Here is a 23,588-nt window from a genome sequence, read left to right on the forward strand (position 1 = left end):
CTCGGCGCCGGTTGCGGCCACGACGGCTGCGCTCGCCCGATTCGTCGCCGGCCGCCGCCCCCGATTCGCCGGATCCGGCCGCTTCGGTCGGTTCGTTGTCGGCGGCTGTTCCTTCGGCCGCTTCCGCGGCAGCCGGCGCTGAGACCGGTACAGGTCGCTCGATCGGGGCCGGTCGGGCTTCGGCCGCCGCCGGCGCATCAGCCGCCACGGGCGACGCGACGGCTTCGGACGACTCCGCGACAGCCACATCGGCCTTGGGCTTGCGCCGCCGCGGGGTCTTCGGTGCCGCTGTGTCCGCATCGGCTTCGACGGCCGCCGTCACCTCCACGGCTGCCGTGCTCTCGGCCGCTGGCGTCGCCGCCTTGCGCGTGCGTCGCTTGACCGGCGCTGCAGCGGCGCTGTCGTCGCCGGTGGGCGGCGTGGCATCGGGCTGCGTATCGCTGGGCGGAGTGTCGTTCGAATTCATGTCTGGGTTTCCGTGCCGGCGTCGGCCGGCGGCGTGGGAAGTTCTGCGGTCGAGGAGAGAGCCTCCGATGCAGCCATGGGGATGGCTGCGTCGACAGCCTCGTCGTCGTCCGCGGCCGCTTCGTCCGAAGCCTCGAGCGGCTCCGGCGAAATGGCATCGAGGCCCGGCTGCGGGAGCCCGGGATCGTCCTCCCCCGGCAAGGCCGCATCGGCGGGGGCATCGAGCAGCGATACCTGGCCCGGCAAGGCGTCGACGAGCATCGTCACCGCTGGCGCGCCGTCGAGGGCGGGCAACTGCTCGAGCGTGGCGAGGCCGAGGTCGTCGAGGAACTGCCGCGTCGTCGCGAACAGCGCCGGCCGCCCCGGCGTTTCGCGGTGGCCGATCGCCTCGATCCAGCCGCGGTCCTCGAGCTGCTTGAGCAACTGGCTGTTGACGGTGACGCCGCGGATGTCCTCGATGTCGCCACGCGTCACGGGCTGGCGGTAGGCAATGATTGCCAGCGTCTCGAGCGTCGCGCGGGTGTAGCGCGGCGGCTTCTCGGGGTGCAGGCGATCGAGGTACTCGCGCAGCTCCGGACGGCTCTGGAAACGCCAGCCATTGGCCACCGCCACGAGCTCGACGCCACGGTCCTCCCAGTCGCGCGCCAGCTCGTCGAGCAGGATGCGCAGGGTGTCGGGGCCGAGTTGGTCATCGAACAGCGTGCGCAACTCGCGCAGCGGCAGCGGCTGCTGCGCGCAGATGAGCGCCGTCTCGAGGACGCGCTTTGCATCCTGTGTGTTCATCGAATCCGTCTGTCGTCTTGGCCGACTGGGGAGCCGGCGTGCAAGGGAACCGGGGTGCCTTCCGTGTGCTGTCTGCACTGCAGGTGCGGCGAGTGTCTCGGCCGCAGAGGCCGGCCGGAGCCGGGGTGTGGCTGAACTCGGGGGGGACCTGCGGTGGTCGGAGCCGGTCGAGCCGCCTTCGGCCACCGGCAAGGGCTGCATCAGCCCTGCGCGCCGATTGTATCTGTATCGTGGCCGGGCGCGTGCGACCCGCCCACGATCTGCTGCCAGGCCGCGCGCAGGTCGTCGGGCGGGACGGCGCTGAACTCGATCGGCTGCAGGCTCGCCGGATGGACGAAGCCCAGCCGGTGCGCATGCAGCGCCTGTCGCGTCAGGCCGAGTCCGGGACGGCCACCGTACAGCGCGTCGGCCAGCAGGGCATGTCCTCGCGAGGCCATGTGCACCCGGATCTGGTGCGTGCGGCCGGTGTGGAGCGTGCAGCGCACCGCGCTGACGGCGTCGCGCACCGCGATCAACTCGACATCGGTGCGCGCCGTCCGGCCGCCCGCCAGCACGGCCATCTTGATGCGCGACACCGGATCGCGACCGATCGGCGCGTCGATGCTGAAGACCGCCTGGCGCAGCACACCGTGCACCAGGGCCAGGTACTCGCGATGCACCTCCCGCGCGGCGATCGCGCGCACCAGTGACGTCATGGCCGGCAGCGTCTTGGCCACCACCATCAGGCCGCTGGTGTCCTTGTCGAGCCGGTGCACGATGCCGGCCCGCGGCAGCGCCGCCGCGCCGGCGTGATGCGCCAGCAGGCCGTTGAGCACGGTGCCCGACCAATTGCCGGGCGCCGGGTGCACCACCAGGCCGGCCGGCTTGTCGATGACCAGCAGATGGGCGTCCTCGAACACCACCGACAGCGCCACCGGCTCGGGCCGGAAGGCCTGGCTCTCCGGCGTGGGCAGCAGCGTGATCTCGATCTGCTGCCCCGCGCTGACGCGCCGTGCACGGGCGGTGACGGTCTGCCCGTCGATGCGGACCTGCCCGCCCTCGATCAGCGTCTGCAGGTGGTTGCGGGAGAACTCGCCCGCCAGCGTCGCGAGCCAGCGATCGAGGCGCTCGCCGTGCGCGTCGGCATCGACCCGCGCCTGGCGTTGCTCGGCATCGCCTGCCAGCAGTTCGGCGGGCTCGTCGGCCTCGGCCGGCTCGGTGGCCACGGTCTGGCGCAAGGGAGCACCCATATAATTTTGCTGTTCCTTCAACTGCGGCCGCCCCGGCGCCGCCTGCTGGTGATGACCGCGATGCGTATGAGCTCTGCCGCCGGATGGCGCGCGACCCTGGCCGTGGTGCTGGCGGCCGCCAGCATCGGACTGATCGGATGTGCCGGCGGCCCGAAGGACGAGTTTGCCGGCAAGAGCACCGACAAATTGTACGAAGAGGCGCGCGACGAAGCCGCCAACGGCAACTGGGAGCGCGCCTCCAAGCTGTACGAGAAGCTCGAGGCGCGCACCGCCGGCACCCAGCAGGCGCAGCAGACGCAGATCGACCTCGCCTACGCGTACTACAAGACGAACGAAAAAGCTCAGGCGCTGTCGACGATCGAACGCTTCATCAAGCTGCATCCCAGCAGCCCGGCGATCGACTATGCCTATTACCTGCAGGGCCTGATCAACTTCAACGAGAACCTCGGCCTGCTCGGCGGGCTGGCACGCCAGGATCTCTCCGAACGCGACCAGCAGGCCGCGCGCGACGCCTACCAGAGCTTTCGCCAGCTCACGCTGCAGTTCCCCAATTCCAAGTACACGCCGGATGCGCAGCTGCGCATGAACTACATCGTCAACACGCTGGCCACCTACGAGGTCCACGTGGCGCGCTACTACTACCGCCGCGGCGCCTACGTGGCCGCGGCCAACCGCGCCCAGCAGGCCGTGCAGGAATTCCAGCGCGCTCCTGCGACCGAGGAGGCGCTCTACATCCTGGGCATCAGCTACGACAAGCTCGGCCTGACCGAACTGCGCGACGATGCCCAGCGTGTGCTGCAGACCAACTTTCCGGAATCGCGCTATGTGAAGGACGGCTTCGAGACGGCCGACAAGCCCTGGTGGCAGATCTGGTGATCAGGCGGCCGGGCCCACGGCGCTGATCCCGCCGCCTCAAGCCCAGGCCGACGCCGCCTTCGATATCTCGGCCAACCACGCCAGCGCCTGCGCTTCCTCGCGCAGCACCTGCATCGGCGGCAAAGCGGCCCTCATGCGCTGTCCATAGCCCATCGTGCCCATGCGGGGGTCGCACACGACCAGCAGACCGCGATCGCTCTCGCTGCGGATCAGCCGGCCGGCACCCTGTTTCAGCGAGACCGCAGCCTCGGCCACGAAGTAGTCGTTGAAGGGGTTGCGCCCCTCGCTCTCGAGCCGCTTCACGCGCGCCTCGACCAGCGGATCGTTCGGCGGCGGGAACGGCAGCTTGTCGATGATCACGCACTGCAGTGCCTCGCCGGGCACGTCGATGCCTTCCCAGAAGCTCTGCGAACCGACCAGCACCGCGCGCGGCGTGTCGAGGAAGCGCTGCAGCAGCTGGCGCTTGGGCACGCTGCCCTGCATCAGCACGGTGATCGGCTCCGCATCGCCCTCGAAGTCGGACTGCAGCGCCTCGCCCACGCCGGACAGCGCACGCAGGGTCGTCGTCAGCACGAAGGTGCGCCCCCCCGCGGCCCGCGCGCAGGCCGCCGCCAGGCGTGCAACCGCCGCCGTGTGGCCCGGCTCGTTCGGCTTCGGGAAACGCGTGGGGACGTAGAGCCGCGCGTGCATCGGGTAGTCGAAGGGGCTGTCGACGCGCAGCGTGCGCGCCGTCTCCAACCCGGCCTGCTCGGTGAACCAGGTGAGCCGCTCGTCGGCTCCGAGCGTGGCCGACGTGAAGATCCAGGCCTTGGGCGCCGCCGCGATCTGCTCGCGCATCGCGTCGCGCACGTCGAGCGGTGATTCCACCAGCCGCAGCCCCTGCGGTGTGAGGTCGATCCAGCGCACGCGCCCCGGCTCGGCCTCGAGCCCGAAGCCGGCGGCGCGGGCGGCCAGCGTCGACGCCCGCTCCGCGAGCTTGGCCAGATCGGGTGACATCTCCGCCACGACGTCGAGCGCGTCGGCCGCACTCCGGCAGGCCTGCCCCAGCGCGGCGAGTGTCTCGATGAAGTCGGCCCGGTCGGCGCGATCGCCCCAGCGCAGCTTGAGGCTGCCGCGCACCTCGCGAAGGGGCCCGTTGGCCGCGAGGCGCAGATCGCGCGCCGCGCGGTCGCATCTTGCCGCCAGGTCCTGCCAAGCTGCAGGCCGCGCGCCTGCGCCAGCCCGACGGCCAGCATGTCGCGCGCGAAATCGACCACCTGGGCGCTGCCCAGCGTGCTGCCGAGGAAGGCCACGCCCGCCTCGGCAAGCTGATGCGCTTCGTCGAACACCGCCACGTCCACGGAAGGCAGCAGCTCTGCCATGCCGGTGTCGCGCAGCGACAGGTCGGCGAAGAAGAGGTGGTGGTTGACCACCACCAGGTCGGCCGCCATCGCCTCGCGGCGGGCCTTCATCACGTGGCAGCCGCGGTATTCCGGGCATTCGCTGCCGAGGCAGTTCTCGCGCGTCGAGGTCACCAGCGGGATCACCGACGAGCGCTCGTCCAGGCCTTCGAGCTCGGCCAGGTCGCCGCTCACGGTGCGCTGCGCCCACTGCTCGATCTTCGCCAGCGTGCGCGCCGCATAGCGGTCGGGCAGCGCCGTCGTCTCCCGGGCCAGCACCAGCCGCTGCAGGCACAGGTAGCTGCCGCGTCCCTTCAGCAAGGCCACGCTGACCGGCAGGGCCAGCACCTCGCGCAGCCGCGGCAGATCGCGCAGGAAAAGCTGGTCCTGCAGGCTCTTGGTCGCGGTGCTGATCAGCGTGCGATGCCCGGCCAGCAGCGCAGGGACCAGGTAGGCGAACGTCTTGCCGACGCCTGTGCCGGCCTCGGCCACCAGCACCTCGCGCGCATCGATCGCATCGGCCACGGCTGCGGCGAGCTCCAACTGGGCGCCGCGCTCGCGGTACTGCGCATCAGCCCGCTGCAGCGGACCGCCGAACGCGAATGCCGCACTCACCGCCTTCTGCAGTTCGCTGCGCATGCCGTTGGCCGGGCTCATGAGCGCCCCGCGCTCACGGCCGCCGGCCGCTCCCGATCCCCCGCGGGGATGTCGCCCGCCTTCGGGCGGCCGTGCATCGACCTCATGCCGGCTCGGGCGGGCTGAGGCGCATTTCCAGTGTGGCGATCTGGTCCCGCAAGGCCAGGCGGCGCTTCTTGAGACGCCGCAGCGTCAGTTCGTCGAGGGGCCGCTCGACGGACGCCTGGTCGATCAGGCTGTCGAGGTCGCCGTGCTCGATGCGCAATTCGATGAGCCGGCGTTGCGGTGAATGCAGGTTGTCGTCCATCGGGGGTTGCACCGCCGCAATCTGGATGTCAACAGGCCTTGATGCCGATGCAAGCCTGCCATTGGTTCGCATGGCAATGAAGATTATAGTTTTCGGATGAGTACTGCGCCCCCAGGTTATCGACTTGCCGCCGCCACCGGCCTGCACCGCGGCGATCGCGCGTACCAGCAGGATCAGGTCGGCGTGCTGCCGCACCCACGGGTGCCGGGCTGCGTACTGGCCGTCGTCGCCGATGGCATGGGCGGCAAGAGCGGCGGGCGCAAGGCCGCCGACCAGGTGCTGCTCACCGCCCAGCAACTGTTCGAGCGCTACACGCCGACCCGCGACACACCCGCCGAGACGCTGAAGCAGCTCGTGCTCGAGTCGCACCTGATGATCAAGCTCACGGCGATCACCGCCGAGGAAGAACCGCACAGTACGCTGGCGGCTTTCCTGATCAGCGCCACACGCGCCTGCGACGTGATCCATGCCGGCGACTCGCGCGTCTACCACTTCCGCGGCGCAGAGCTGGTCAGCCGCACCGTGGACCACTCGTTCGTGCAGCGCCTGGTCGATGAAGGCCAGATCACCGAGGATGAGGCGAACACGCACCCGCAATCGAACCTGCTGACCGGCTGCCTCGGCACGCAGCAGGACCCGCCGCTGACGCTGAGCCACATCCCGTCGCTGGAAATCGGCGACACGCTGTTGGCCTGCAGCGACGGCTTGTGGCACTACTTCACGCCGCGCGAGCTTGGTGCGATCGTGCACACGCTGTCACCGCGCGAGGCCAGCGAGATGCTGGTCGGCAAGGCCCGGCATCGGGCCCGCGGGGGTGGCGACAACCTGTCGCTGGCGCTGGTGCGCGTCGAAGCGCTGGGCTGAAAGGGCTCCCTCGGCGGTTGAACGGCGCTGCCAAGTTGCAGGCGGACGCAGCCCCGCTGTCACTCAGGGTGCCGACGCACTCTCGACCGGCGGCAGCGGTGCAGCGGGCGGCTTGCGCGATGCGGCCCTCTGCGCCGCTGCCTCCTGACGCGCCTTGACTTGGCTCTGCCGGTTCTCGTATTCAGTGCGCGAGCGCTGCTCGTCGGCGCGCCGCTGGGCGGTGTCGAGAGGCCGCGCGGGCGCAGGCGTATGCGTTGCCGCGCGCGTCGGCGTACGGATCGCCGCGCTGGCGGGTTCGAAGGGGATCAGCGGCGCCGATGCGCGCTCCTCGCGGTCACGCGCCTGGCGCGCCTGCTTCGCGTCGATGCGCTGCTGACGGGCCGCAGCCCGCCGCGTCCGCTCCGCGTCGTCAAGTGCCGCCTCGCGAGTGCTCAGGCGCTTCAGCGCGTCTCGGCGCTGCGTCTTGGCAGTGTCGACGCAAGCCGTCACGAGAAAACGCTGCGAGCATTCGCGCTCCTGCTCCGCAAAATCGCGCTCGACTTGCCGACGCTCGGCGGACAGGCGCTCTCGCTGTGCCTTGTCCGAATCCCCTGTCGCGCCCCGCGAAGGGAATGCCGCGCCAAACGTCGCCACGGCGACGGCGCAGGAGATCAGGCAGCCGGCGAGCTGTGCTCTCATCACGTCAAGCTCGTATCGACATCTCGCCGCGACAGCGCCAGAAACTCGGCCGACTGCATCTCGGTCAAGCGAGACACGGTGCGCGGAAATTCATGGGCCAGCGGCCCGTCGGTGTAGAGCTGTTCGGGCGGCGCGGCGGCGGATATCACGAGTTTCACGCGCCGATCGTAGAGCACGTCGACCAGCCACGTGAAGCGCCGCGCCTCGGACGCCAGCCGGGGCGGCATCTCGGGCACGTCGGACAGCAGCACGGTATGGAACTGCGAGGCCAGTTCGAGGTAGTCGTTCTGCGAGCGCGGGCCGCCGCACAGGGTCTTGAAGTCGAACCACACCACCCCCCCGGCGCGCCGACGCGCACGGATCGTCCGCTGCTCGATGTTCAGCACCGGATCCTCGTCCTTGGCCTCGGCGAGGCGCTCGAAGGTCTCGGTCAGCGCTCCGTCGGCCTCCGGTCCGAGCGGTGTGTGGTAGAGCGCCACCCCCTCCAGCGTGCGCTGGCGGTAGTCGACCCCGGCGTCGACATTGATCACCTCCAGCCTGTCCTTGAGCAGTTCGATCGCCGGCAGGATCCGGTCGCGATGCAGGCCGTTGGGATAGAGCGCGTCGGGGCGGAAGTTGGACGTCGTGACGATGCTGACGCGGTTGGCGAACAGTGCCGCCAGCAGGCGGTGCAGGATCATCGCGTCGGTCACGTCGGCGACGTGGAATTCGTCGAAGCAGATCAACCGGAAACGCCGCGCGATCCGGCTGCCCAGTTCGTCCAGCGGGTCGGCCGTGCCCTTGAGCTCCTGCAGTTCGCGATGCACCTCGCGCATGAACTCGTGGAAGTGCAGCCGCGTCTTGCGCACCAGCGGCACCGACTGGAAGAAGCAGTCCATCAGGAAGCTCTTGCCGCGCCCGACGCCACCGTACATGTAGACGCCGCGCGGAATCGGCGGCCGGCGCAGCAGCTTGCTCACCGCATTGCTGCGGCGTGCCTTGTAGTCGATCCACTCGTTCTCGCAGCGCTCCAGCGCGTCGAGCGCACGCAACTGCGCGTCGTCGGCCCGGTAGCCGCGCTCGGAAAGCGTCTCACCGAACAGTTGGCGGACCGTCATGGCTGTCGGCCCGCGCCGTTCAGAAGTTCAGCGTGCGCTTGTCCACGGCCAGGGCGGCCTCCTTGGTCGCTTCCGACAGCGACGGATGCGCGTGGCAGATGCGGGCAATGTCCTCGGCACTGGCCTTGAACTCCATCGCCACCACCGCCTCGGCGATCAGTTCGCTGGCCATCGGCCCGACGATGTGCACGCCGAGGATCTCGTCGGTCGCAGCGTCCGCCAGGAACTTCACCATGCCGGTCGTGTCGCCGAGCGCACGCGCACGGCCATTGGCCAGGAACGGGAAGGTTCCGGCCTTGTAGGCGCGGCCGGCCGCCTTGAGCTGCTGCTCGGTCTGGCCGACCCAGGCGATCTCCGGGCTGGTGTAGATGACCCAGGGGATGGTGTTGAAGTTGACGTGTCCATGCTGGCCGGCAATGCGCTCCGCGACCGCCACACCCTCTTCTTCCGCCTTGTGGGCGAGCATCGGGCCGCGCACCACGTCGCCGATGGCCCACACCTTCGGCAAGTTGGTGCGGCAGTCGTCGTCGACCACGATCGCGCCGCGCTCGTCGAGCTTCAGCCCCACCGCTTCGGCGTTCAGGCCGGTGGTGTTGGGCACGCGGCCGATCGACACGATCAGCTTGTCGACCTCCAACGTCTTGGCATCGCCCTTGGCGCTGGTGTAACTGACGCTGACGCCCTTCTTGTCCTTCTTGACTTCGCTGATCTTCACGCCCAGCTCGATCTTCAGGCGCTGCCTCATGAAGGCCTTCTGGGCTTCCTTGGCGATCTGTTCGTCGACCGCGCCCAGGAAGGTCGGCAGCGCTTCCAGCACCGTCACCTCGGCGCCCAGGCGGCGCCACACCGAGCCCATCTCGAGGCCGATCACGCCCGAGCCGATCACGCCCAGCTTCGCCGGCACCGACGGGATGCGCAGCGCTCCGTCGTTGCTGAGGATGCTCTCCTCGTCGAACGGTGCACCCGGCAGCGCGCGCGCACTCGAACCGGTGGCGATGATGATGTCCTTGCCGATCAGCGTGTCCTCGGTGGCGCCGCTGACCTTGATCTCGTAGCCACCGTCACCGGCCTTCACGAACGAGCCGCGGCCGTGGAAGAAGGCGACCTTGTTCTTCTTGAACAGATAGAGGATGCCGTCGTTGTTCTGCTTCACGACGGTGTCCTTGCGCCCCAGCATCTTCGCGACGTCGATGCTCAGGTCCTTCAGTCCGATGCCGTGGTCGGCGAACGCATGGCCGGCGTGTTCGAAGTGCTCGCTCGACTGCAGCAGCGCCTTCGACGGGATGCAGCCGACGTTCGTGCAGGTACCGCCCGGTGCCGGACCGCCCTTGTCGTTCTTCCACTCGTCGATGCAGGCGGTGTTGAAACCCAGCTGCGCCGCACGGATGGCCGCGATGTAGCCGCCCGGGCCGCCGCCGATCACGACGACATCGAAAGTCTTGCTCATGAGAATGCTCCGAAAGGCTCGCCGCGTTCAGTGGGCGAGCTTGAGTGTGATGACGCCACCGACGATCAGTGCCACGCCGAGGTACCGCGCCAGCGACGCCGAGTCGCCGAAGAACAGCACCCCGATCAGGAAGGTGCCTGCGCCGCCGATGCCGGTCCAGGCCGCGTAGGCCGTGCCGATGGGGATCTCGCGCTGGGCCAGCCACAGCAGCCAACCCGACAGCCCCATCGACAGCACGGCAGCGGCAATGCCCCAGACCTTGTAGGCCGGTTGCTGCGACAGCTTGAAACCGACCGGCCACCCGATCTCGAACAGGCCCGCCAGCGCGAGGTAGATCCAGGCCATGCTCGTCAGTCGGGAACCGGTCTCGAGACGATCAGATATCGAACAGCAGGCGCGCCGGGTCTTCCAGCGCTTCCTTCATCGCCACCAGGCCCAGAACCGCCTCGCGGCCGTCGATGATGCGATGGTCGTACGACATCGCCAGGTAGTTCATCGGCCGGATCACGATCTGGCCGTTCTCGACCACCGCCCGGTCCTTCGTCGCATGCACGCCCAGGATGGCGCTCTGCGGCGGATTGATGATGGGCGTGCTCAGCATCGAGCCGAAGGTGCCACCGTTGGAGATGGAGAAGGTGCCACCGGTCAGGTCCTCGAGCGACAGCTTGCCGTCGCGGGCCTTCTGGCCGAATTCGGCGATCTTCTTCTCGATGTCGGCGAAGCTCATCTGGTCGGCGTTGCGCAGGATCGGCACCACCAGGCCGCGCGGCGAGCCCACCGCGATGCCGATGTCGAAGTAGCCGTGGTAGACGATGTCGTTGCCGTCCACGCTGGCGTTGATGACCGGGTAGCGCTTGAGCGCCGCGACCGCGGCCTTCACGAAGAAGCTCATGAAGCCGATCTTGACGCCGTGTTCCTTCTCGAACTTCTCCTGGAAGCGCTTGCGCATCTCCACCACCGGGGCCATGTTGACCTCGTTGAAGGTGGTCAGGATGGCGTTGGTGGCCTGCGACTGCAGCAGCCGCTCGGCCACGCGGGCCCGCAGGCGCGACATCGGCACGCGCTGCTCGGGACGGTCGCCGAGGTTCAACGCGGCCGGCACTGTGACGGCGGGCAGCGCCTTGGCGACGGATGGCGCGACCGGCACCGAGACGACAGCCGCTGCCGGGGCAGCGACGGCGGGCGCCGCGGCCTTGACGCCGGCCTGCAGCGCCGTCTGCACGTCGCCCTTGGTCACGCGACCATCCTTGCCGCTACCGGCCACCTGGCCCGCACCCAGCTGGTTCTCGGCCAGCAGCTTCGCGGCCGCGGGCATCGCCACGTCGCCCTTCGCGCCGGCCGGACCGGACGCGGCGCCGGGCGCCGGCTTGACGTCGGGCACCGGCTTGACCTCGAGCGGGCTGACCGCTTCCTTGCCCTCGGTATCGATCTTCGCGATCACCTCGTCGCTGACGCAGCTCTCGCCGTCGTTCTTGACCAGTTGCGCCAGCACGCCGGCGGCCGGTGCCGGCACCTCGAGCACGACTTTGTCGGTCTCGATCTCGATCAGGATCTCGTCGATCGCCACGGCTTCGCCGGGCTTCTTCTTCCACTGCAGCAGCGTCGCTTCGGCAACGGACTCGCTCAGCTGGGGGACTTTGACTTCAATGATGGCCATGGAATGCTTTCTTCGTTGTTTGGATGACGCATCGCGCGGATCCGGCAGCTCCGACCGGCGCAGAAGCCGGTCGAAGGCCGCGGTTCATGGCCGCGCACGCGTCCGCGATGACGTCACTTGGACAGGACGAATCCCTTGAGCTTGCCGTAGGCCTGGTCCAGCAGGGCCTTGAGCTGCTCCTGGTGCAGGTGCGCGTAGCCGACGGCCGGCGAGGCCGAGGCCGGTCGGCCGGCGTAGCCGAGCTTCTGCCCCTCCAGCATGTTCTCGTGCACGTAGTGCTGCACGAAGAACCACGCGCCCTGGTTCTGAGGCTCGTCCTGACACCACACCACGTCGGTCGCGTTCGGGTACTTCTTCAGTTCGGTCGCGAAGGCCTTGTGCGGGAAGGGATAGAGCTGCTCCACGCGCAGGATCACCACGTCGGTGCTTTTCTTCTCGTCGCGACGCTTCACCAGGTCGTAGTAAACCTTGCCCGAGCACGCGATCACGCGCTTGACCTTGGCCGCGTCGATGTCGGCGTTCTGCTCGGGGATCACCGTGCGGAATTCGCCGCGGGTGAACTCCGACAGCGGCGACGCCGCGTCCTTGTTGCGCAGCAGCGACTTCGGCGTCATCACCACCAGCGGCTTGCGGAACATGCGCACCTGCTGGCGACGCAGCAGATGGAAGATCTGGCTGGCCGAGGTCGGCTGGCAGACCTGCATGTTGTTGTCCGCCGCCAGCTGCATGAAGCGCTCGAGGCGCGCCGAGCTGTGCTCCGGTCCCTGACCTTCGTAGCCGTGCGGCAGCAGCAGCGTGAGGCCGTTCGCGCGGCCCCACTTCACCTCGCCGGAGGCGATGAACTGGTCGATCACGACCTGCGCGCCGTTGACGAAGTCGCCGAACTGCGCTTCCCAGATCGTCAGCGTGGTCGGGTCGGCCGAGGCGTAGCCGTACTCGAAGCCGAGCACCGCCTCCTCCGACAGGATGGAGTCGATCACGACGAACGGCGCCTGGCCATCGGCCACGTGCTGCAGCGGCGTCCAGGTACCCTCGTCCCACTTCTCGCGGTTCTGGTCGTGCAGCACCGCATGGCGGTGGGTGAAGGTGCCGCGGCCGCAGTCCTCGCCGGACAGACGCACCGGATAACCGCTCGCCACCAGCGAGGCGTAGGCGAGGTGCTCGCCCATGCCCCAGTCGACGTTGATCTCGCCGCGGCCCATCGCCGCACGGTCGGCGAGCACCTTCTCGACCAGCGGATGGACCTTGAAGCCCTTCGGGATGGTCGTGATGCGCTCGGCCAGACGCTTGATCTCGGCCAGCGGCAGCGCGGTGTCGGCCGCGTCGGTCCACTTGCGGTTCAGGTAGGGCGTCCAGTCGACCGCGTACTTGCTCTTGTAGTTGGTCAGCACCGGGTCGACCGTGTGCTTGCCGGCGTCCATCGCGGCACGGAAGGCCTTCACCATCGCGTCGGGCTCGTCGGGCTTCAGCGTGCCCTGTGCCACCAGCTTGTCGGCGTACAGCTTGCGCGTGCCGGGATGGGCCGCGATCTTCTTGTACATCAGCGGCTGGGTCAGCGACGGCGTGTCCTGCTCGTTGTGACCCAGCTTGCGGAAGCAGATGATGTCGACGACGACATCCTTGTTGAACTCCTGCCGGTAGTCGAGCGCGAGCTGGGTGCACAGCACCACGGCCTCGGGATCGTCGCCGTTCACGTGCAGCACCGGCGCCTCGATCATCTTGACCACGTCGGTGCAGTACAGCGTGGAACGCGAGTCGCGCGGATCGCTGGTGGTGAAGCCGATCTGGTTGTTGATGACCAGGTGCACCGTGCCGCCGGTGTAGTAGCCACGCGTCTGCGCCAGCGCCAGCGTCTCCATCACCACGCCCTGCCCGGCGAAGGCCGCGTCGCCGTGCACCAGCACCGGCAGCACCGTGTCGCCTTCCTTGTCGCCGCGTCGGTCGAGTCGCGCCTTGACCGAACCTTCCACCACCGGGTTCACGATCTCCAGGTGCGAGGGGTTGAACGACAGGCTCAGGTGGACCGGCCCGCCGGGCGTGGTCACGTCGCTGGAGAAGCCCTGGTGGTACTTCACATCACCCGCGGGCAGTTCTTCCTTGGCGGTGTGGTCGAACTCGGCGAACAGGTCCTTGGGCATCTTGCCCAGCGTGTTGACCAGCACGTTGAGGCGGCCGCGGTGGGCCATGCCGATCACGATCTCCTGGACGCCGCGCTCGCCGCCACGCTGCACCACCTCGTCCATCGAGGCGATGAAGCTCTCGCCGCCCTCGAGCGAGAAGCGCTTCTGGCCGACGTACTTGGTGTGCAGATAGCGCTCCAGGCCCTCGGAGGCGGTCAGCCGATCGAGGATGTGGGTCTTCTGCGCCGCGGAGAAGCTCGGCTTGGCCCGCACGCTTTCGAGCCGCTGCTGCCACCAGCGCTTCTCGACCGGCTCGGTGATGTGCATGAACTCGGCGCCGATGGAGCCGCAGTAGGTCTCGCGCAGCGCCTGCAGGATCTCGCGCAGCGTCTGCTGTTCGGCGGTGGTGAAGTAGGTGTTCGTGGCGCTGAACGTGATGTCCATGTCGGACTCGCTCAGGTCGTAGAACGCCGGCTCCAGCTCGGGAATCTTGGGGCGCTCGGTGCGCTTGAGCGGATCGAGGTCGGCCCAGCGGGCGCCCAGCGTGCGGTAGGCGGCGATCAGCGACTGCACGTGCACTTGCTTGCGCGCGACCGCCAGTTCGGCGGCGCTGGCCTTGACGGCGAAAGCGTTGGCCTTGGCGCGCTGCGCGAAGGATTCGACGACCGGCGCATGCGCCACGTCGCGGGATTCGGAGCCGTCGGTGGCCGGTACGTGCTGGAGCGCGTCGAAGTAGGCGCGCCATTTCTCGGGGACCGAGCCCGGGTTGTCGAGATAGGACTCGTACAGTTCCTCGACGTAGGGCGCGTTGCCCCCGAACAGGTACGAGTTCGACCGGTACTGCTGCATCATCTTCGCTCACCTTTCACCCTGGTATCCAGGACGTTGGCTGGTTGAAAAACCTTCCGCGACACGGCTGGACCGGTTGGCGGATTGCGACCCGCCTTTGCTTGTTCAACAGAACCAGAAAAGGGGACGGGAAGGACCAAATTTCGAGGTGCACTGTAGCACCGCGGCGGGGCGCTGTCCCGGGAACCGGCACCAGAACAGGCCGGAATCCGGCCGTTCATCGGCGTTTCACGATCGTGCGGACGGCCCTCGCTACTGGCTACTGAACGGCACGCGACGCCGGCGGCTGGTCGCGCGGCGCCGTGAAGACCTCCCCGCCGTCGACCGCATCGAAGTGGTACTGGGCGCCACAGAACTCGCAGCCCACCTCGGCCAGCCCGCGCTCGGCGATCAGGCCGTCGAACTCCTCGCGCCCCAGGCCGCGCAGCATGCGCGCCACGCGCTCCCGCGAGCAGCTGCAGGCGAAGCGCGGCCCGTGCACGCCGGCCAGCGGCTCGAAGCGGCGCACGGTCTCCTCCCAGAACAGCCGCCGCAGCAGGGTGTCGGCGTCCAGCGTCAGCAACTCCTCGCGCGTCAGCGTCGCACTGAGGTGGGCGATGCGGTTGTAGGCCTCGTTGAGGCCGATCTCGTCCTCGTTCCGCGCGCCGAGGTTGCCTTCGCCCTCGACCGGCAGGCGCTGGATCAGCAGGCCGGCGGCCACGTCGTCGTTCGCCGCCAGCACGAGCTTGGTGTCGAGCTGCTCCGACTGCAGCATGTAGTGCTCCAGCACCTCCGACAGCTGCTGCAGGGGCTCGCGCCGGTCGCCGTGCAGCGGCACCACGCCCTGGTAGGGCTGCTGGCCCGGGAAGCGGTCCTTGGGGTCCAGCGTGATCGCGCAATGGCCGCGCCCGCCCACGTTGACCAGCGCCTCCAGCCGCGCGCCGGCCGGCACCTCGCCGACCACCGTGGCCGTGGCCCGAAACGCCAGGTCGGGCTGCACCTCGGCCACCGCCAGCTTCACCGGCCCGTCGCCCGAAATCTGCAGCACCAGTGCGCCGTTGAACCTGATGCTGGCCTGCATCAGCACACCGGCGGCCGCCATCTCGCCCAGCAGCGTGCGCACCGGCGCCGGATGCGCCCGCTCTGCCCCGCGGCGTGCCAGCAGTTCAGTCCACGCGCCGGTCAAACGCACCAGCATGCCGCGCACCGGCAGGCCCTCGAAGATGAATTTATGGAGTTCGCTCATGACTGCCCCTCGCCCGATGGATCCGGCTGCATATGGGGCTCAACCCACGCGCTTCAACGTGGCCTTGAAGCGCTGCCCGCGCTCCACATAGGTCTGGGTGCCGCGCCGCATGCGCGCGATGTCCTCCTCGCTCAGCGGCCGCACCGCCTTGGCAGGGCTGCCGAGGATCAGCATGCCGTCCTCGAACTCCTTGCCTTCGGTGACCAGCGCGCCGGCACCGACGAGGCAGTTGCGGCCGATCTTCGCGCGGTTGAGCACCACCGCCTGGATGCCGATCAGGGCGCCGTCGCCGACGGTGCAGCCGTGCAGCATCGCCTGGTGCCCCACGGTGACGCCCTCGCCCACCACCAGCGGACAGCCCGGGTCGGTGTGCAGCACGCTGCCTTCCTGCACGTTGGAGTGGCGACCGATGACGATGGGCTCGTTGTCGCCGCGCATCGTGACCTGCGACCACACGCTGGCGCCTTCGCCGATCTCCACGCTGCCGATCAGCTCGGCGCTCTCGGCCACATAGGCCGTCGCGTGCACCTGCGGCACGCGATCATCGAGCTGGTACAGGGCCATGGGCAACTCCGGCAAAGCGATAATTTTACGGATGCATCCCGACCTGCCCTGCGCCGGCGAGCAAGCCCTTGAACTGCGAAGCCAAGCGCTGACGCTGCTGCAGGAACGCGATCCACTGGCCAAGGCTTCTGCGGCGCGCGCACTGCTGGCCCGGCGCGATGCGCTCGCGCTCGACACCACGGCCATGCTTCAGCCTGCAGGCCCGCTGCCCGGCCGGCCCGCACGGCCCCTGCTGCTGCCGGCGCTGCGCGTGCCGCAACGTTCGATGGCCAGTCCCGAGGGCCGGGCCTCGCTGCTGCACGCCATCGCCCACATCGAGTTCAACGCGATCAACCTCGCGCTCGACGCCCTCTGGCGCTTTCCGGGCCTGCCGGCCGCCTACTACCTCGACTGGCTGCAGGTCGCCGGCGAGGAGGCCCTGCACTTCACGCTGCTGCGCGAGCACCTGCTGAGCCTGGGCCACGAGTACGGCGACTTCCCCGCCCACGACGGCCTGTGGATCATGACCGAGCGCACCGCCCACGATCCCATCGCCCGCATGGCGCTGGTGCCGCGCACGCTGGAGGCCCGCGGGCTCGACGCCACCCCGCCGCTGCAGCGCAAGTTCGCCGCAGCCGGCGATGCGCGCGCGGTCGAGATCCTCGGGATCATCCTGCGCGACGAGATCGGCCACGTCGCGATCGGCAACCACTGGTACCGCTGGCTGTGCGAGCGCGAGGGCCTGGATCCGGTGGCGCTCTACCCCGAACTCGCGGCGCGCTACGAGGCGCCGCGCCCGCGTCCGCCCTTCAACCTGGCGGCCCGCACAGCGGCGGGCTTCAGCGCCGAGGAGCTGGCCTACCTGAGCGGATGAGGCAGCTCAAAGGCTGTCAAAGAAGTAGCGCTTCAACCCCGCGAGGATCATCTCCACCGCCACCGCGGTCAGCACCAGGCCCATCAGCTTCTCGATCGCCGACACCATCGAGTGTCCGAGCAGCTTGCGGATGCGGTCGGCCGCCAGCATCACCGCGCCGCACACCAGCATCGCCGCGCTGACCGCGCCGACCCACTGCATCAGCTGCTGCGGCTGCCGCGAGGCCAGCAGCAGCACCGTGGCCATCGCCGACGGCCCGGCCAGCAGCGGCACCGCGAGCGGGAAGATGAAGGGCTCGCGCGCGCCCCCGTCGGACGCGTAGATCTGCGAGCCCGACGTGAAGATCATGCGGATCGCGATGATCAGCAGGATCACGCCGCCGGCCACCTCGAGCGAGCGCTCCGACAGGTGCATCAGGTTCAGGAAGCCCTGCCCCGCGAACATGAAGGCCAGCAGCACGCAGAAGGCGATCAGCACCTCTCGCACCGCCACGCGGGTGCGCCGCTCGGGCGGCACGCCCTTCAGCACCGAGATGAAGATCGGCAGGCTGCCGAAGGGGTCGAGCACCAGCAGCAGCAGGACGAAGGCGGAGACGAAGCTGTGATCCATGGCCCGATTGTCCCAGGCCGGCACCTCAGGTCTCGCCCGTGCGCGGCGCCGGGGCGCCCGCCGCAGGGTGGACGAGCGGACGGGGCGCCAGCGAAAGCAGGCTCAGCCAGCCCACCAGCCCGCCCAGCGCGCTGCCGGCCAGCACGTCCAGCGCCACGTGCTGCCGGATCGCCAGCGTGGCGTACAGGATGCCCATGCACCAGAGCGCGTTCAGGCCGCGCATCACCAGGCCGGCCGAGGTCTGACGGAACACGCGCTCGAACCACACCGCGGTGTACACCGCGAACGCCGCGTGCAGCGACGGGCAGGCGTTGCCTGCCACGTCGGCCGATTTCAGGAAGGCCACCGCCTCGTGGCGGGCCCAGTCGATGTCGAACTCGGGCACCTTGCTCGGCCAGAACCAGAAGATCGCCAGCCCGACCAGGCTCAGCAGCAGCGCCGACAGCGCATAGGTGCGCACCTCGCACGCGTCGTCCAGCAGCGCCGGGGCGATCGACACATAGAACCACAGCGACGCATACAGCGGCAGCGCGGCGGGCTGGAAGTCCACCCAGTCGTCCATCGCGATCAGCGGCATCGTCGTGATCGCCTGCGGCGTGTGGCGCATCACCCAGAAGTAGGCCACGAAGAACAGCGTGATGCCGAGCGTGGTGCCCGTCATCTTCACCAGGCTCAGCACGCGGGTGCGCCGGCGCAGTTCGTGCAGCCAGCCGACGGGAGGCAGGAGGCGGTGCTTCAAGGCCCCGATGGTAGTCGGCCGCTCCTGCGGCCCGTGTTCAGCCGCGCGGGTGATGCTGTGAGTGCAACTGCTTGAGCCGCTCGCGCGCCACGTGCGTGTAGATGGTCGTGGTGGAGATGTCGGCATGGCCCAGCAGCATCTGCACCGCACGCAGGTCGGCGCCGTGGTTGAGCAGGTGCGTGGCGAACGCATGCCGCAGCGTGTGCGGCGACAGTGGCACCTGGATGCCGGCGGCGCCCGCATGCCGCTTGATCAGCTGCCAGAACGCCTGCCGCGTCATCGGGCCGCCGCGTGCGGTGACGAACAGCGCGTCGCTCGCCTGGCCGCCCAGGATGGCCGCGCGCGCCTCCGCCAGGTAGCGCATCAGCCAGCCGTGCGCCTCCTCGCCGAACGGCACCAGCCGCTCCTTGCTGCCCTTGCCGGTGACGCGCAGGGCCGCCTCCGAGTAGCCCACGTTCACGCTCTTCAGCGTGACCAGCTCGCTGACGCGCAGGCCGCTGGCGTACAGGATCTCCAGCATCGCCCGGTCGCGCAGGCCGAGCGGCGTGTCGACGTCCGGCGCCTCCAGCAACGCCTCCACCTGCGCCTCGCTCAGCGTCTTGGGCACCCGCAGCGGCTGCTTCGCGGCCAGCAGCTTCAGGGTCGGATCGGCGCTCAGCCGATGCTCGCGCAGCGCCCAGCGGAAATAGCGCCGGAAGACGGTGAGCCGACGGTTCGCGCTGGTCGCACGCGTGCCGGCGTGCCGCTCCAGCGCGTAGGCGCGCAGGTCGGCCTCGCCGCTGCCGTCGAGCGGCTTGCCGCTGGCGTGGACCAGCCAGCGCGCATACAGCGTCAGGTCGCGCCGGTAGGCGGCCAGGGTGTTGTCCGACAGCCCGTCCTCGACCCACAGCGCCTCGAGAAAGGCGTCGATCGCGACCGCACTGTCGGCGGGCAGCGGGGGCAGTTCGTCGTGTGGCTCGGCTGACATCAGGCACGCAGTGTGCCTAAAGCTGGCTCACCCCCGTTGGAGCCGCTGGACAGCACGAGCCAGGGGTGGGCTTCAGTCGAGTTTCAACTTCTGCTGCTCGACCACCTTCTTGTAGACCTCGAACTCGGCCTGCGTCTGGGCGGTGAACTGCTCCGGCGTGTTCGCCACGATCAGCGAACCGGTGTCCTCGATGCGCTTGCGCACCGACGGGTCCTCGAGCGTCTTCTTGGTCGCGGCGGCGATCTTGTCGACCACATCCCGGGGCATGCCCTTCGGGCCATGGAAGCCGTAGTAGGCCATCCGGTTCACCGGCTCCAGCCCCACCTCCTTGAAGGTCGGCACGTTCGGCAGCACCGCCAGGCGCTCGGGCGCGGCCACCACGATCGCGATCAGCCGGCCGTCCTTGATGAAGGGCAGCGCCGACGGCAGGTTGTCGAAGATCATCGGCACCTGGCCCGCCACCGTGTCGTTGAGCGCCGGGCCGGCGCCGCGGTACGGGATGTGCGTCACGAAGGTGCCCGACAGGCTCTTGTACAGCTCCATCTGCAGGTGGCCGATACCGCCGGTGCCGGAGCTCGCGAAGCTGTACTTGCCCGGGCTCTTCTTCAGCTCGGCGAGGAAGCCTTGTAGTCGCGGGCGGGAAAGCTGGGGTGCACCGCGATGACGTTCGGTGTCGCCGCGATGTTGATGATCGACGTGAAGTCGGTCAGCGGGTTGTACGGCGTCTTCGGGTTGATGGCCGGGTTGGACGCCGTGGTGGACACCGTGGCCATGCCGATCGTGTAGCCGTCCGGTGCCGCCTTGGTGATCTCGTTGGCACCGATGATCCCGCCGCCGCCGGCCTTGTTCTCGACCACCACGGTCTGTCCGAGCGGGCCGTTCATCTTCTCGGCCACGACACGGGCCACGATGTCGGTGGTGCCGCCCGGCGCGAACGGCACGATCAGCCGCACCGGCTTGCTCGGGTAGGCCTGGGCGAACACCATCGTGACCGGGGCGAGGGCCGCCAGCACCCCGCAGGCGGCCACCACGATGCGACGCGAACTCGAAACCATTGAGTGCTCCTGGAAGAATTGGGCAATGCGGTCGACTGTGCCCCCGAGGTTTGCCATCGCCGATTGTGGAAACCCCTCACAGGGTCAACCGTTACCCTAGGAGCCCCTGCCCCGGTTCCGACATGCGCGACATCCTGCTCCTCCTGCCCGACTTCCTGCTGATCGTGGTCGGCTTCCTCGTCTGCCGCTACACCACGCTGAACCGCCCGATCTGGGAGTCGATGGAGAAGCTGGTCTACCACCTGCTCTTCCCGGTGCTGCTGTTCACCTCCATCGTTCGCAACCCGCTGAATCCGGCCGATGCCGCCTCGCTCGCGCTCGGTGGCGTGGCCACCGTGGTGCTGGGCATGGGGCTGGCCTACGCGCTGGGTCGCTGGCCCGGGGTCGACCCGATGCTGCACGCTTCTGGGGCGCAGACGGCGTTCCGCTTCAACTCCTACGTGGCGCTGGCGATGGCCGAGCGCCTGGGCGGTGCGGCCGGCGTGGCCCAGATGGCCGTGCTGGTGGCGGTGTGCGTGCCGCTGTGCAACGCTGGCGCGGTGCTGCCTCTGGCGCGCCACGGCGGCCACCACCTCGGCCGCGAGCTGATGCGCAACCCGCTGATCCTCAGCACCTTGGGCGGACTGGTGGCAAACCTGCTGGGGTTGCAGTTTCCCGATGCGGTCGGCACCACCCTGCAGCGGATCGGCAGCGCAGCGCTGCCACTGGGGCTGATGGCGGTCGGCGCCGGCCTGCAGCTGGGCGGGCTGACGATCGCACCGAAACTGGCCACCGCGCTGCTGACGATCCGCCATGCGCTGCTGCCGGCCTTCGCGCTCGGCTTCGGCCTGTGGCGGCAATTGCCGCCGCTGGAACTGACGGTGCTGGTGGCCTTCGCTGCGATGCCCACCGCCTCGAGCGCGTACGTGCTGGCGGTGCGCATGGGCGGCCACGGGCCCTTCGTAGCCGGGCTGGTGACCGTGTCGACCCTGCTCGGCATGGTCACGCTGCCCGCGTGGATCGCGCTGCGGCTCGCGGTGGGCTGAGTCCGCCCGTGCACCGGCCGCGAGGCCGCTCAGGCGCGCTGCGCCAGCGCCCAGTCGATGTGCTCGCGCAGCAGCTCGCTCGCACCGTCACGCGCCGCCTGCAGCGCCTGCGCGACCACCGGATCGCCCTGCTCACGCCAGGCATTGCCCAGCGCCACCGCCAGGTTGCGCCGCCAGCGCGCGGGGCCGATGCGTCGGATCGCGCTGCCCTCGGTCCGCTTCAGGAATTCGGCCTCGGACCAGGCCCACAGCCCCAGCAGCGTCGGCGCATCGAAGACCTCGCGGGTGTCGAAGTCGGGCAGCACGGCGCGCGTGGCGTATTTGTTCCAGGGGCACACCAGCTGGCAGTCGTCGCAGCCGTAGATGCGATTGCCCATCGGTGCGCGAAGCTCGGCCGGGATCGGACCGTCGTGCTCGATCGTCAGGTAGGAGATGCAGCGCCGCGCATCGACCCGTCGCTCGCCGACGATCGCCTGCGTGGGACACACGTCGATGCAGGCGCGGCAGCTGCCGCAGTGCGCGTCCACCGGCTCGGTGAGCGGCAGCGCCAGGTCGACGTAGATCTCGCCCAGGAAGAACATCGACCCGGCCTCGCGCGACAGCGCCAGCGTGTGCTTGCCGCGCCAGCCGATGCCGCTGCGCGAGGCCAGCTCCACCTCCAGCACCGGCGCCGAATCGGCGAACACGCGGTGGCCGAACGGGCCCAGCTGCTCACCGAGCCGATCGGCCAGTGTCTGCAGCCGCGCGCGCAGCACCTTGTGGTAGTCGCGGCCCCGGGCATAAAGCGACACGGTCGCTGCCTCGGGCCGGCGCAGGCGCTCGAACTCGATCGTCTGCCAGCCTCGGGCAGCGCGGCCGGCAGGTAGTCCATGCGCGCGGTGATCACGCGCACCGTGCCCGGCACCAGCTCGCCGGGCCGTGCCCGCTTCAGCCCGTGCAGCGCCATGTAGTGCATGCTGCCGTGGAAGCCCTGCGCCAGCCAGGCCAGCAGGCCGGGCTCTGCGCTGCGCAGGTCCACGTCGGCCACACCGATCTGTGAAAATCCGAGCTCGCGCGCCTCACGGCGCAGCCCGGCCATCACGGCCTGCTCGTCCGGGACGCCTTGCGTTCGATGCATCCACCGATTCTAGAAACCCGACACGAACACTGGCCCGACGAGGACGCCTGCGCGGCGCGCGCGTCCGCACTGGCCGCCCATGCGGCGCTGCGCGACGCCTTCATCGAGCTGCAGGGACCGCTCGGCGCCGGCAAGACCACCTTCACGCGCCACCTGCTGCGCGCGCTGGGCGTCACCGGCCGCGTGAAGAGCCCGAGCTATGCGGTGGTCGAACCGTACGAACTCGCCACCGGGCCTGCCTGGCACTTCGACTTCTACCGCTTCGGTGACGAGCGCGAGTGGGAGGACGCGGGCTTTCGCGACATCTTCGCGGGCCCGGGCCTCAAGCTCGTGGAGTGGGCGCAGAACGCCGGCGAGACCCTGCCCGTCCCCGACCTGCGCGTGGAACTTGCGCCGCTGGATGGCGACCAACGCGCCGTGACCCTGATGGCCTACACCGAGCGCGGCCGGGAGCTGCTGCGATGAAACCCTCCCGACGCCGACTGCTGCAACGCGCCGGCTCGGTCGTGCTGCTGCTCGGCACGCGCGAACTGGCCTTCGGTGCCAGCATCGTCGCGGTGCGCGTGTGGCCGGCAGCCGACTACACCCGCGTGACCATCGAGTCCGACACCGCGCTCGCCGCGAAGCACTTCATGGCCGAGAACCCGCAGCGCGTGGTGATCGACGTCGAAGGCCTCGAACTCAGCCCCGAACTGCGCGAGGTGGTCGGCAAGGTGAAGGCCGGCGATCCCTTCATCTCCGGTGTGCGCGTCGGCCAGAACCAGCCGCGCGTGGTGCGGCTGGTGATCGACCTGAAACAGCCCACCGCGCCGCAGGTCTTCACGCTCGATCCGGTGGCCGCCTACCGGCACCGGCTGGTGTTCGACCTCTACCCGACCGCCGAGCGCGACCCACTGCTCGCGCTGGTGCAGGAGAAGGTCTACGCCGACCGCGCCGCCGCCGAGCCCTCGGACCGCGCCGCCTCGGCGGTGAACGACGCACTGGGCGACTTCATCGGCCAGATGGGCGGGCACGGCAACAAGCCCGCCGCCAGCGCCACCGGGCCGC

At 69.3% G+C, this 23,588-nt stretch carries 20 protein-coding genes and 4 pseudogenes; 6 read left to right on the forward strand and 18 right to left on the reverse strand.

Features of this window, described 5'->3' with window-relative positions; translation table 11 throughout:
- The 3 genes and pseudogenes from x551_RS07600 to x551_RS07610 form a co-directional block, all read right to left on the reverse strand.
- Nucleotides 1-466: pseudogene (locus x551_RS07600) on the reverse strand (hypothetical protein); the annotation flags it as partial.
- On the reverse strand, nucleotides 463-1,248 hold the full coding sequence (scpB, locus tag x551_RS07605) for an SMC-Scp complex subunit ScpB (protein ID WP_036231540.1): 786 nt from the start codon (nucleotides 1,246-1,248) through the stop codon (nucleotides 463-465). The gene scpB and the pseudogene x551_RS07600, both read right to left, overlap by 4 nt.
- Nucleotides 1,249-1,448: 200 nt before the next feature.
- A complete protein-coding gene (locus x551_RS07610; RefSeq protein ID WP_231497592.1) occupies nucleotides 1,449-2,477 on the reverse strand; it encodes an RluA family pseudouridine synthase in 1,029 nt (342 codons plus the stop codon).
- A 51-nt stretch (nucleotides 2,478-2,528) separates the two neighbouring features.
- Between x551_RS07610 and x551_RS07615 the strand changes: the two genes are divergently transcribed.
- Nucleotides 2,529-3,353 (forward strand): outer membrane protein assembly factor BamD, encoded by an 825-nt coding sequence (locus x551_RS07615; RefSeq protein WP_081771260.1) that lies wholly within the window; start codon nucleotides 2,529-2,531, stop codon nucleotides 3,351-3,353.
- Between the two features lie 36 nt (nucleotides 3,354-3,389).
- Here the strand turns inward: x551_RS07615 and x551_RS07620 are convergent.
- Both x551_RS07620 and x551_RS07625 read right to left on the reverse strand, forming a co-directional pair.
- Nucleotides 3,390-5,371 (reverse strand): annotated as a pseudogene (locus x551_RS07620) (ATP-dependent DNA helicase).
- A 100-nt stretch (nucleotides 5,372-5,471) separates the two neighbouring features.
- Nucleotides 5,472-5,675, reverse strand: coding sequence for a YdcH family protein (locus tag x551_RS07625; RefSeq protein WP_011829601.1), 204 nt, complete (start codon nucleotides 5,673-5,675; stop codon nucleotides 5,472-5,474).
- 96 nt (nucleotides 5,676-5,771) lie between these two features.
- Here x551_RS07625 and x551_RS07630 point away from each other — a divergent pair, with 96 nt between their 5' ends.
- Nucleotides 5,772-6,539 (forward strand): protein phosphatase 2C domain-containing protein, encoded by a 768-nt coding sequence (locus tag x551_RS07630; protein ID WP_011829602.1) that lies wholly within the window; start codon nucleotides 5,772-5,774, stop codon nucleotides 6,537-6,539.
- Nucleotides 6,540-6,602: 63 nt separating this feature from the next.
- Here the strand turns inward: x551_RS07630 and x551_RS07635 are convergent, their stop codons facing one another.
- From x551_RS07635 to x551_RS07670, 8 genes are all read right to left on the reverse strand, one after another.
- A complete protein-coding gene (locus x551_RS07635; protein ID WP_148210927.1) occupies nucleotides 6,603-7,172 on the reverse strand; it encodes a hypothetical protein in 570 nt (189 codons plus the stop codon).
- Nucleotides 7,173-7,216: 44 nt separating this feature from the next.
- Nucleotides 7,217-8,314 carry a cell division protein ZapE gene (gene zapE / locus x551_RS07640; RefSeq protein ID WP_036248038.1) on the reverse strand — a complete coding sequence of 366 codons (1,098 nt, stop codon included), beginning with the start codon at nucleotides 8,312-8,314 and terminating at the stop codon, nucleotides 7,217-7,219.
- A 19-nt stretch (nucleotides 8,315-8,333) separates the two neighbouring features.
- Nucleotides 8,334-9,761: a dihydrolipoyl dehydrogenase gene (gene lpdA / locus x551_RS07645; protein WP_036231538.1), complete on the reverse strand. Its 1,428-nt coding sequence runs from the start codon at nucleotides 9,759-9,761 to the stop codon at nucleotides 8,334-8,336.
- A gap of 27 nt (nucleotides 9,762-9,788) precedes the next feature.
- Nucleotides 9,789-10,106, reverse strand: coding sequence for a multidrug efflux SMR transporter (locus tag x551_RS07650; protein ID WP_036231536.1), 318 nt, complete (start codon nucleotides 10,104-10,106; stop codon nucleotides 9,789-9,791).
- A gap of 31 nt (nucleotides 10,107-10,137) precedes the next feature.
- Nucleotides 10,138-11,418 (reverse strand): 2-oxoglutarate dehydrogenase complex dihydrolipoyllysine-residue succinyltransferase, encoded by a 1,281-nt coding sequence (gene odhB, locus x551_RS07655; protein WP_036231534.1) that lies wholly within the window; start codon nucleotides 11,416-11,418, stop codon nucleotides 10,138-10,140.
- A gap of 113 nt (nucleotides 11,419-11,531) precedes the next feature.
- Entirely contained in the window at nucleotides 11,532-14,390 is a 2,859-nt protein-coding gene (locus x551_RS07660; RefSeq protein ID WP_011829608.1) for a 2-oxoglutarate dehydrogenase E1 component, read from the reverse strand.
- A gap of 256 nt (nucleotides 14,391-14,646) precedes the next feature.
- On the reverse strand, nucleotides 14,647-15,612 hold the full coding sequence (locus x551_RS07665) for an Hsp33 family molecular chaperone HslO (RefSeq protein ID WP_036231531.1): 966 nt from the start codon (nucleotides 15,610-15,612) through the stop codon (nucleotides 14,647-14,649).
- 39 nt (nucleotides 15,613-15,651) lie between these two features.
- Nucleotides 15,652-16,176, reverse strand: a complete 525-nt coding sequence (locus x551_RS07670; RefSeq protein ID WP_011829610.1) for a gamma carbonic anhydrase family protein — start codon at nucleotides 16,174-16,176, stop codon at nucleotides 15,652-15,654.
- A 31-nt stretch (nucleotides 16,177-16,207) separates the two neighbouring features.
- Between x551_RS07670 and x551_RS07675 the strand changes: the two genes are divergently transcribed.
- Nucleotides 16,208-17,029, forward strand: coding sequence for a ferritin-like domain-containing protein (locus tag x551_RS07675; RefSeq protein WP_051495657.1), 822 nt, complete (start codon nucleotides 16,208-16,210; stop codon nucleotides 17,027-17,029).
- A 6-nt stretch (nucleotides 17,030-17,035) separates the two neighbouring features.
- Here x551_RS07675 and x551_RS07680 read toward each other — a convergent pair whose 3' ends face one another.
- The 4 genes and pseudogenes from x551_RS07680 to x551_RS07695 form a co-directional block, all read right to left on the reverse strand.
- Nucleotides 17,036-17,638 (reverse strand): MarC family protein, encoded by a 603-nt coding sequence (locus x551_RS07680; RefSeq protein WP_011829615.1) that lies wholly within the window; start codon nucleotides 17,636-17,638, stop codon nucleotides 17,036-17,038.
- A 25-nt stretch (nucleotides 17,639-17,663) separates the two neighbouring features.
- Complete coding sequence (locus x551_RS07685) at nucleotides 17,664-18,377, reverse strand: phosphatase PAP2 family protein (RefSeq protein ID WP_036231530.1); 714 nt, start codon at nucleotides 18,375-18,377, stop codon at nucleotides 17,664-17,666.
- Between the two features lie 37 nt (nucleotides 18,378-18,414).
- Nucleotides 18,415-19,344 (reverse strand): site-specific tyrosine recombinase XerD, encoded by a 930-nt coding sequence (xerD, locus tag x551_RS07690; RefSeq protein ID WP_011829617.1) that lies wholly within the window; start codon nucleotides 19,342-19,344, stop codon nucleotides 18,415-18,417.
- Nucleotides 19,345-19,416: 72 nt separating this feature from the next.
- Nucleotides 19,417-20,330 (reverse strand): annotated as a pseudogene (locus x551_RS07695) (tripartite tricarboxylate transporter substrate binding protein BugE).
- A 191-nt stretch (nucleotides 20,331-20,521) separates the two neighbouring features.
- Here x551_RS07695 and x551_RS07700 point away from each other — a divergent pair.
- A complete protein-coding gene (locus tag x551_RS07700) occupies nucleotides 20,522-21,424 on the forward strand; it encodes an AEC family transporter (RefSeq protein WP_011829619.1) in 903 nt (300 codons plus the stop codon).
- A 29-nt stretch (nucleotides 21,425-21,453) separates the two neighbouring features.
- On the opposite strand, the pseudogene queG reads toward x551_RS07700, so the two are convergent.
- Nucleotides 21,454-22,502, reverse strand: a pseudogene (gene queG / locus x551_RS07705) (tRNA epoxyqueuosine(34) reductase QueG).
- 33 nt (nucleotides 22,503-22,535) lie between these two features.
- On the opposite strand from queG, the gene tsaE reads away from it, so the two are divergent.
- A complete protein-coding gene (gene tsaE / locus x551_RS07710) occupies nucleotides 22,536-23,006 on the forward strand; it encodes a tRNA (adenosine(37)-N6)-threonylcarbamoyltransferase complex ATPase subunit type 1 TsaE (protein ID WP_036231527.1) in 471 nt (156 codons plus the stop codon).
- Nucleotides 23,003-23,588: AMIN domain-containing protein (locus x551_RS07715; protein ID WP_036248040.1), on the forward strand; the 586-nt coding region annotated here is incomplete at its 3' end. The genes tsaE and x551_RS07715, both read left to right, overlap by 4 nt.

The sequence above is a fragment of the Methylibium sp. T29 genome (assembly GCF_000576205.1).
Taxonomy (GTDB): Bacteria; Pseudomonadota; Gammaproteobacteria; order Burkholderiales; family Burkholderiaceae_C; genus Methylibium; species Methylibium petroleiphilum.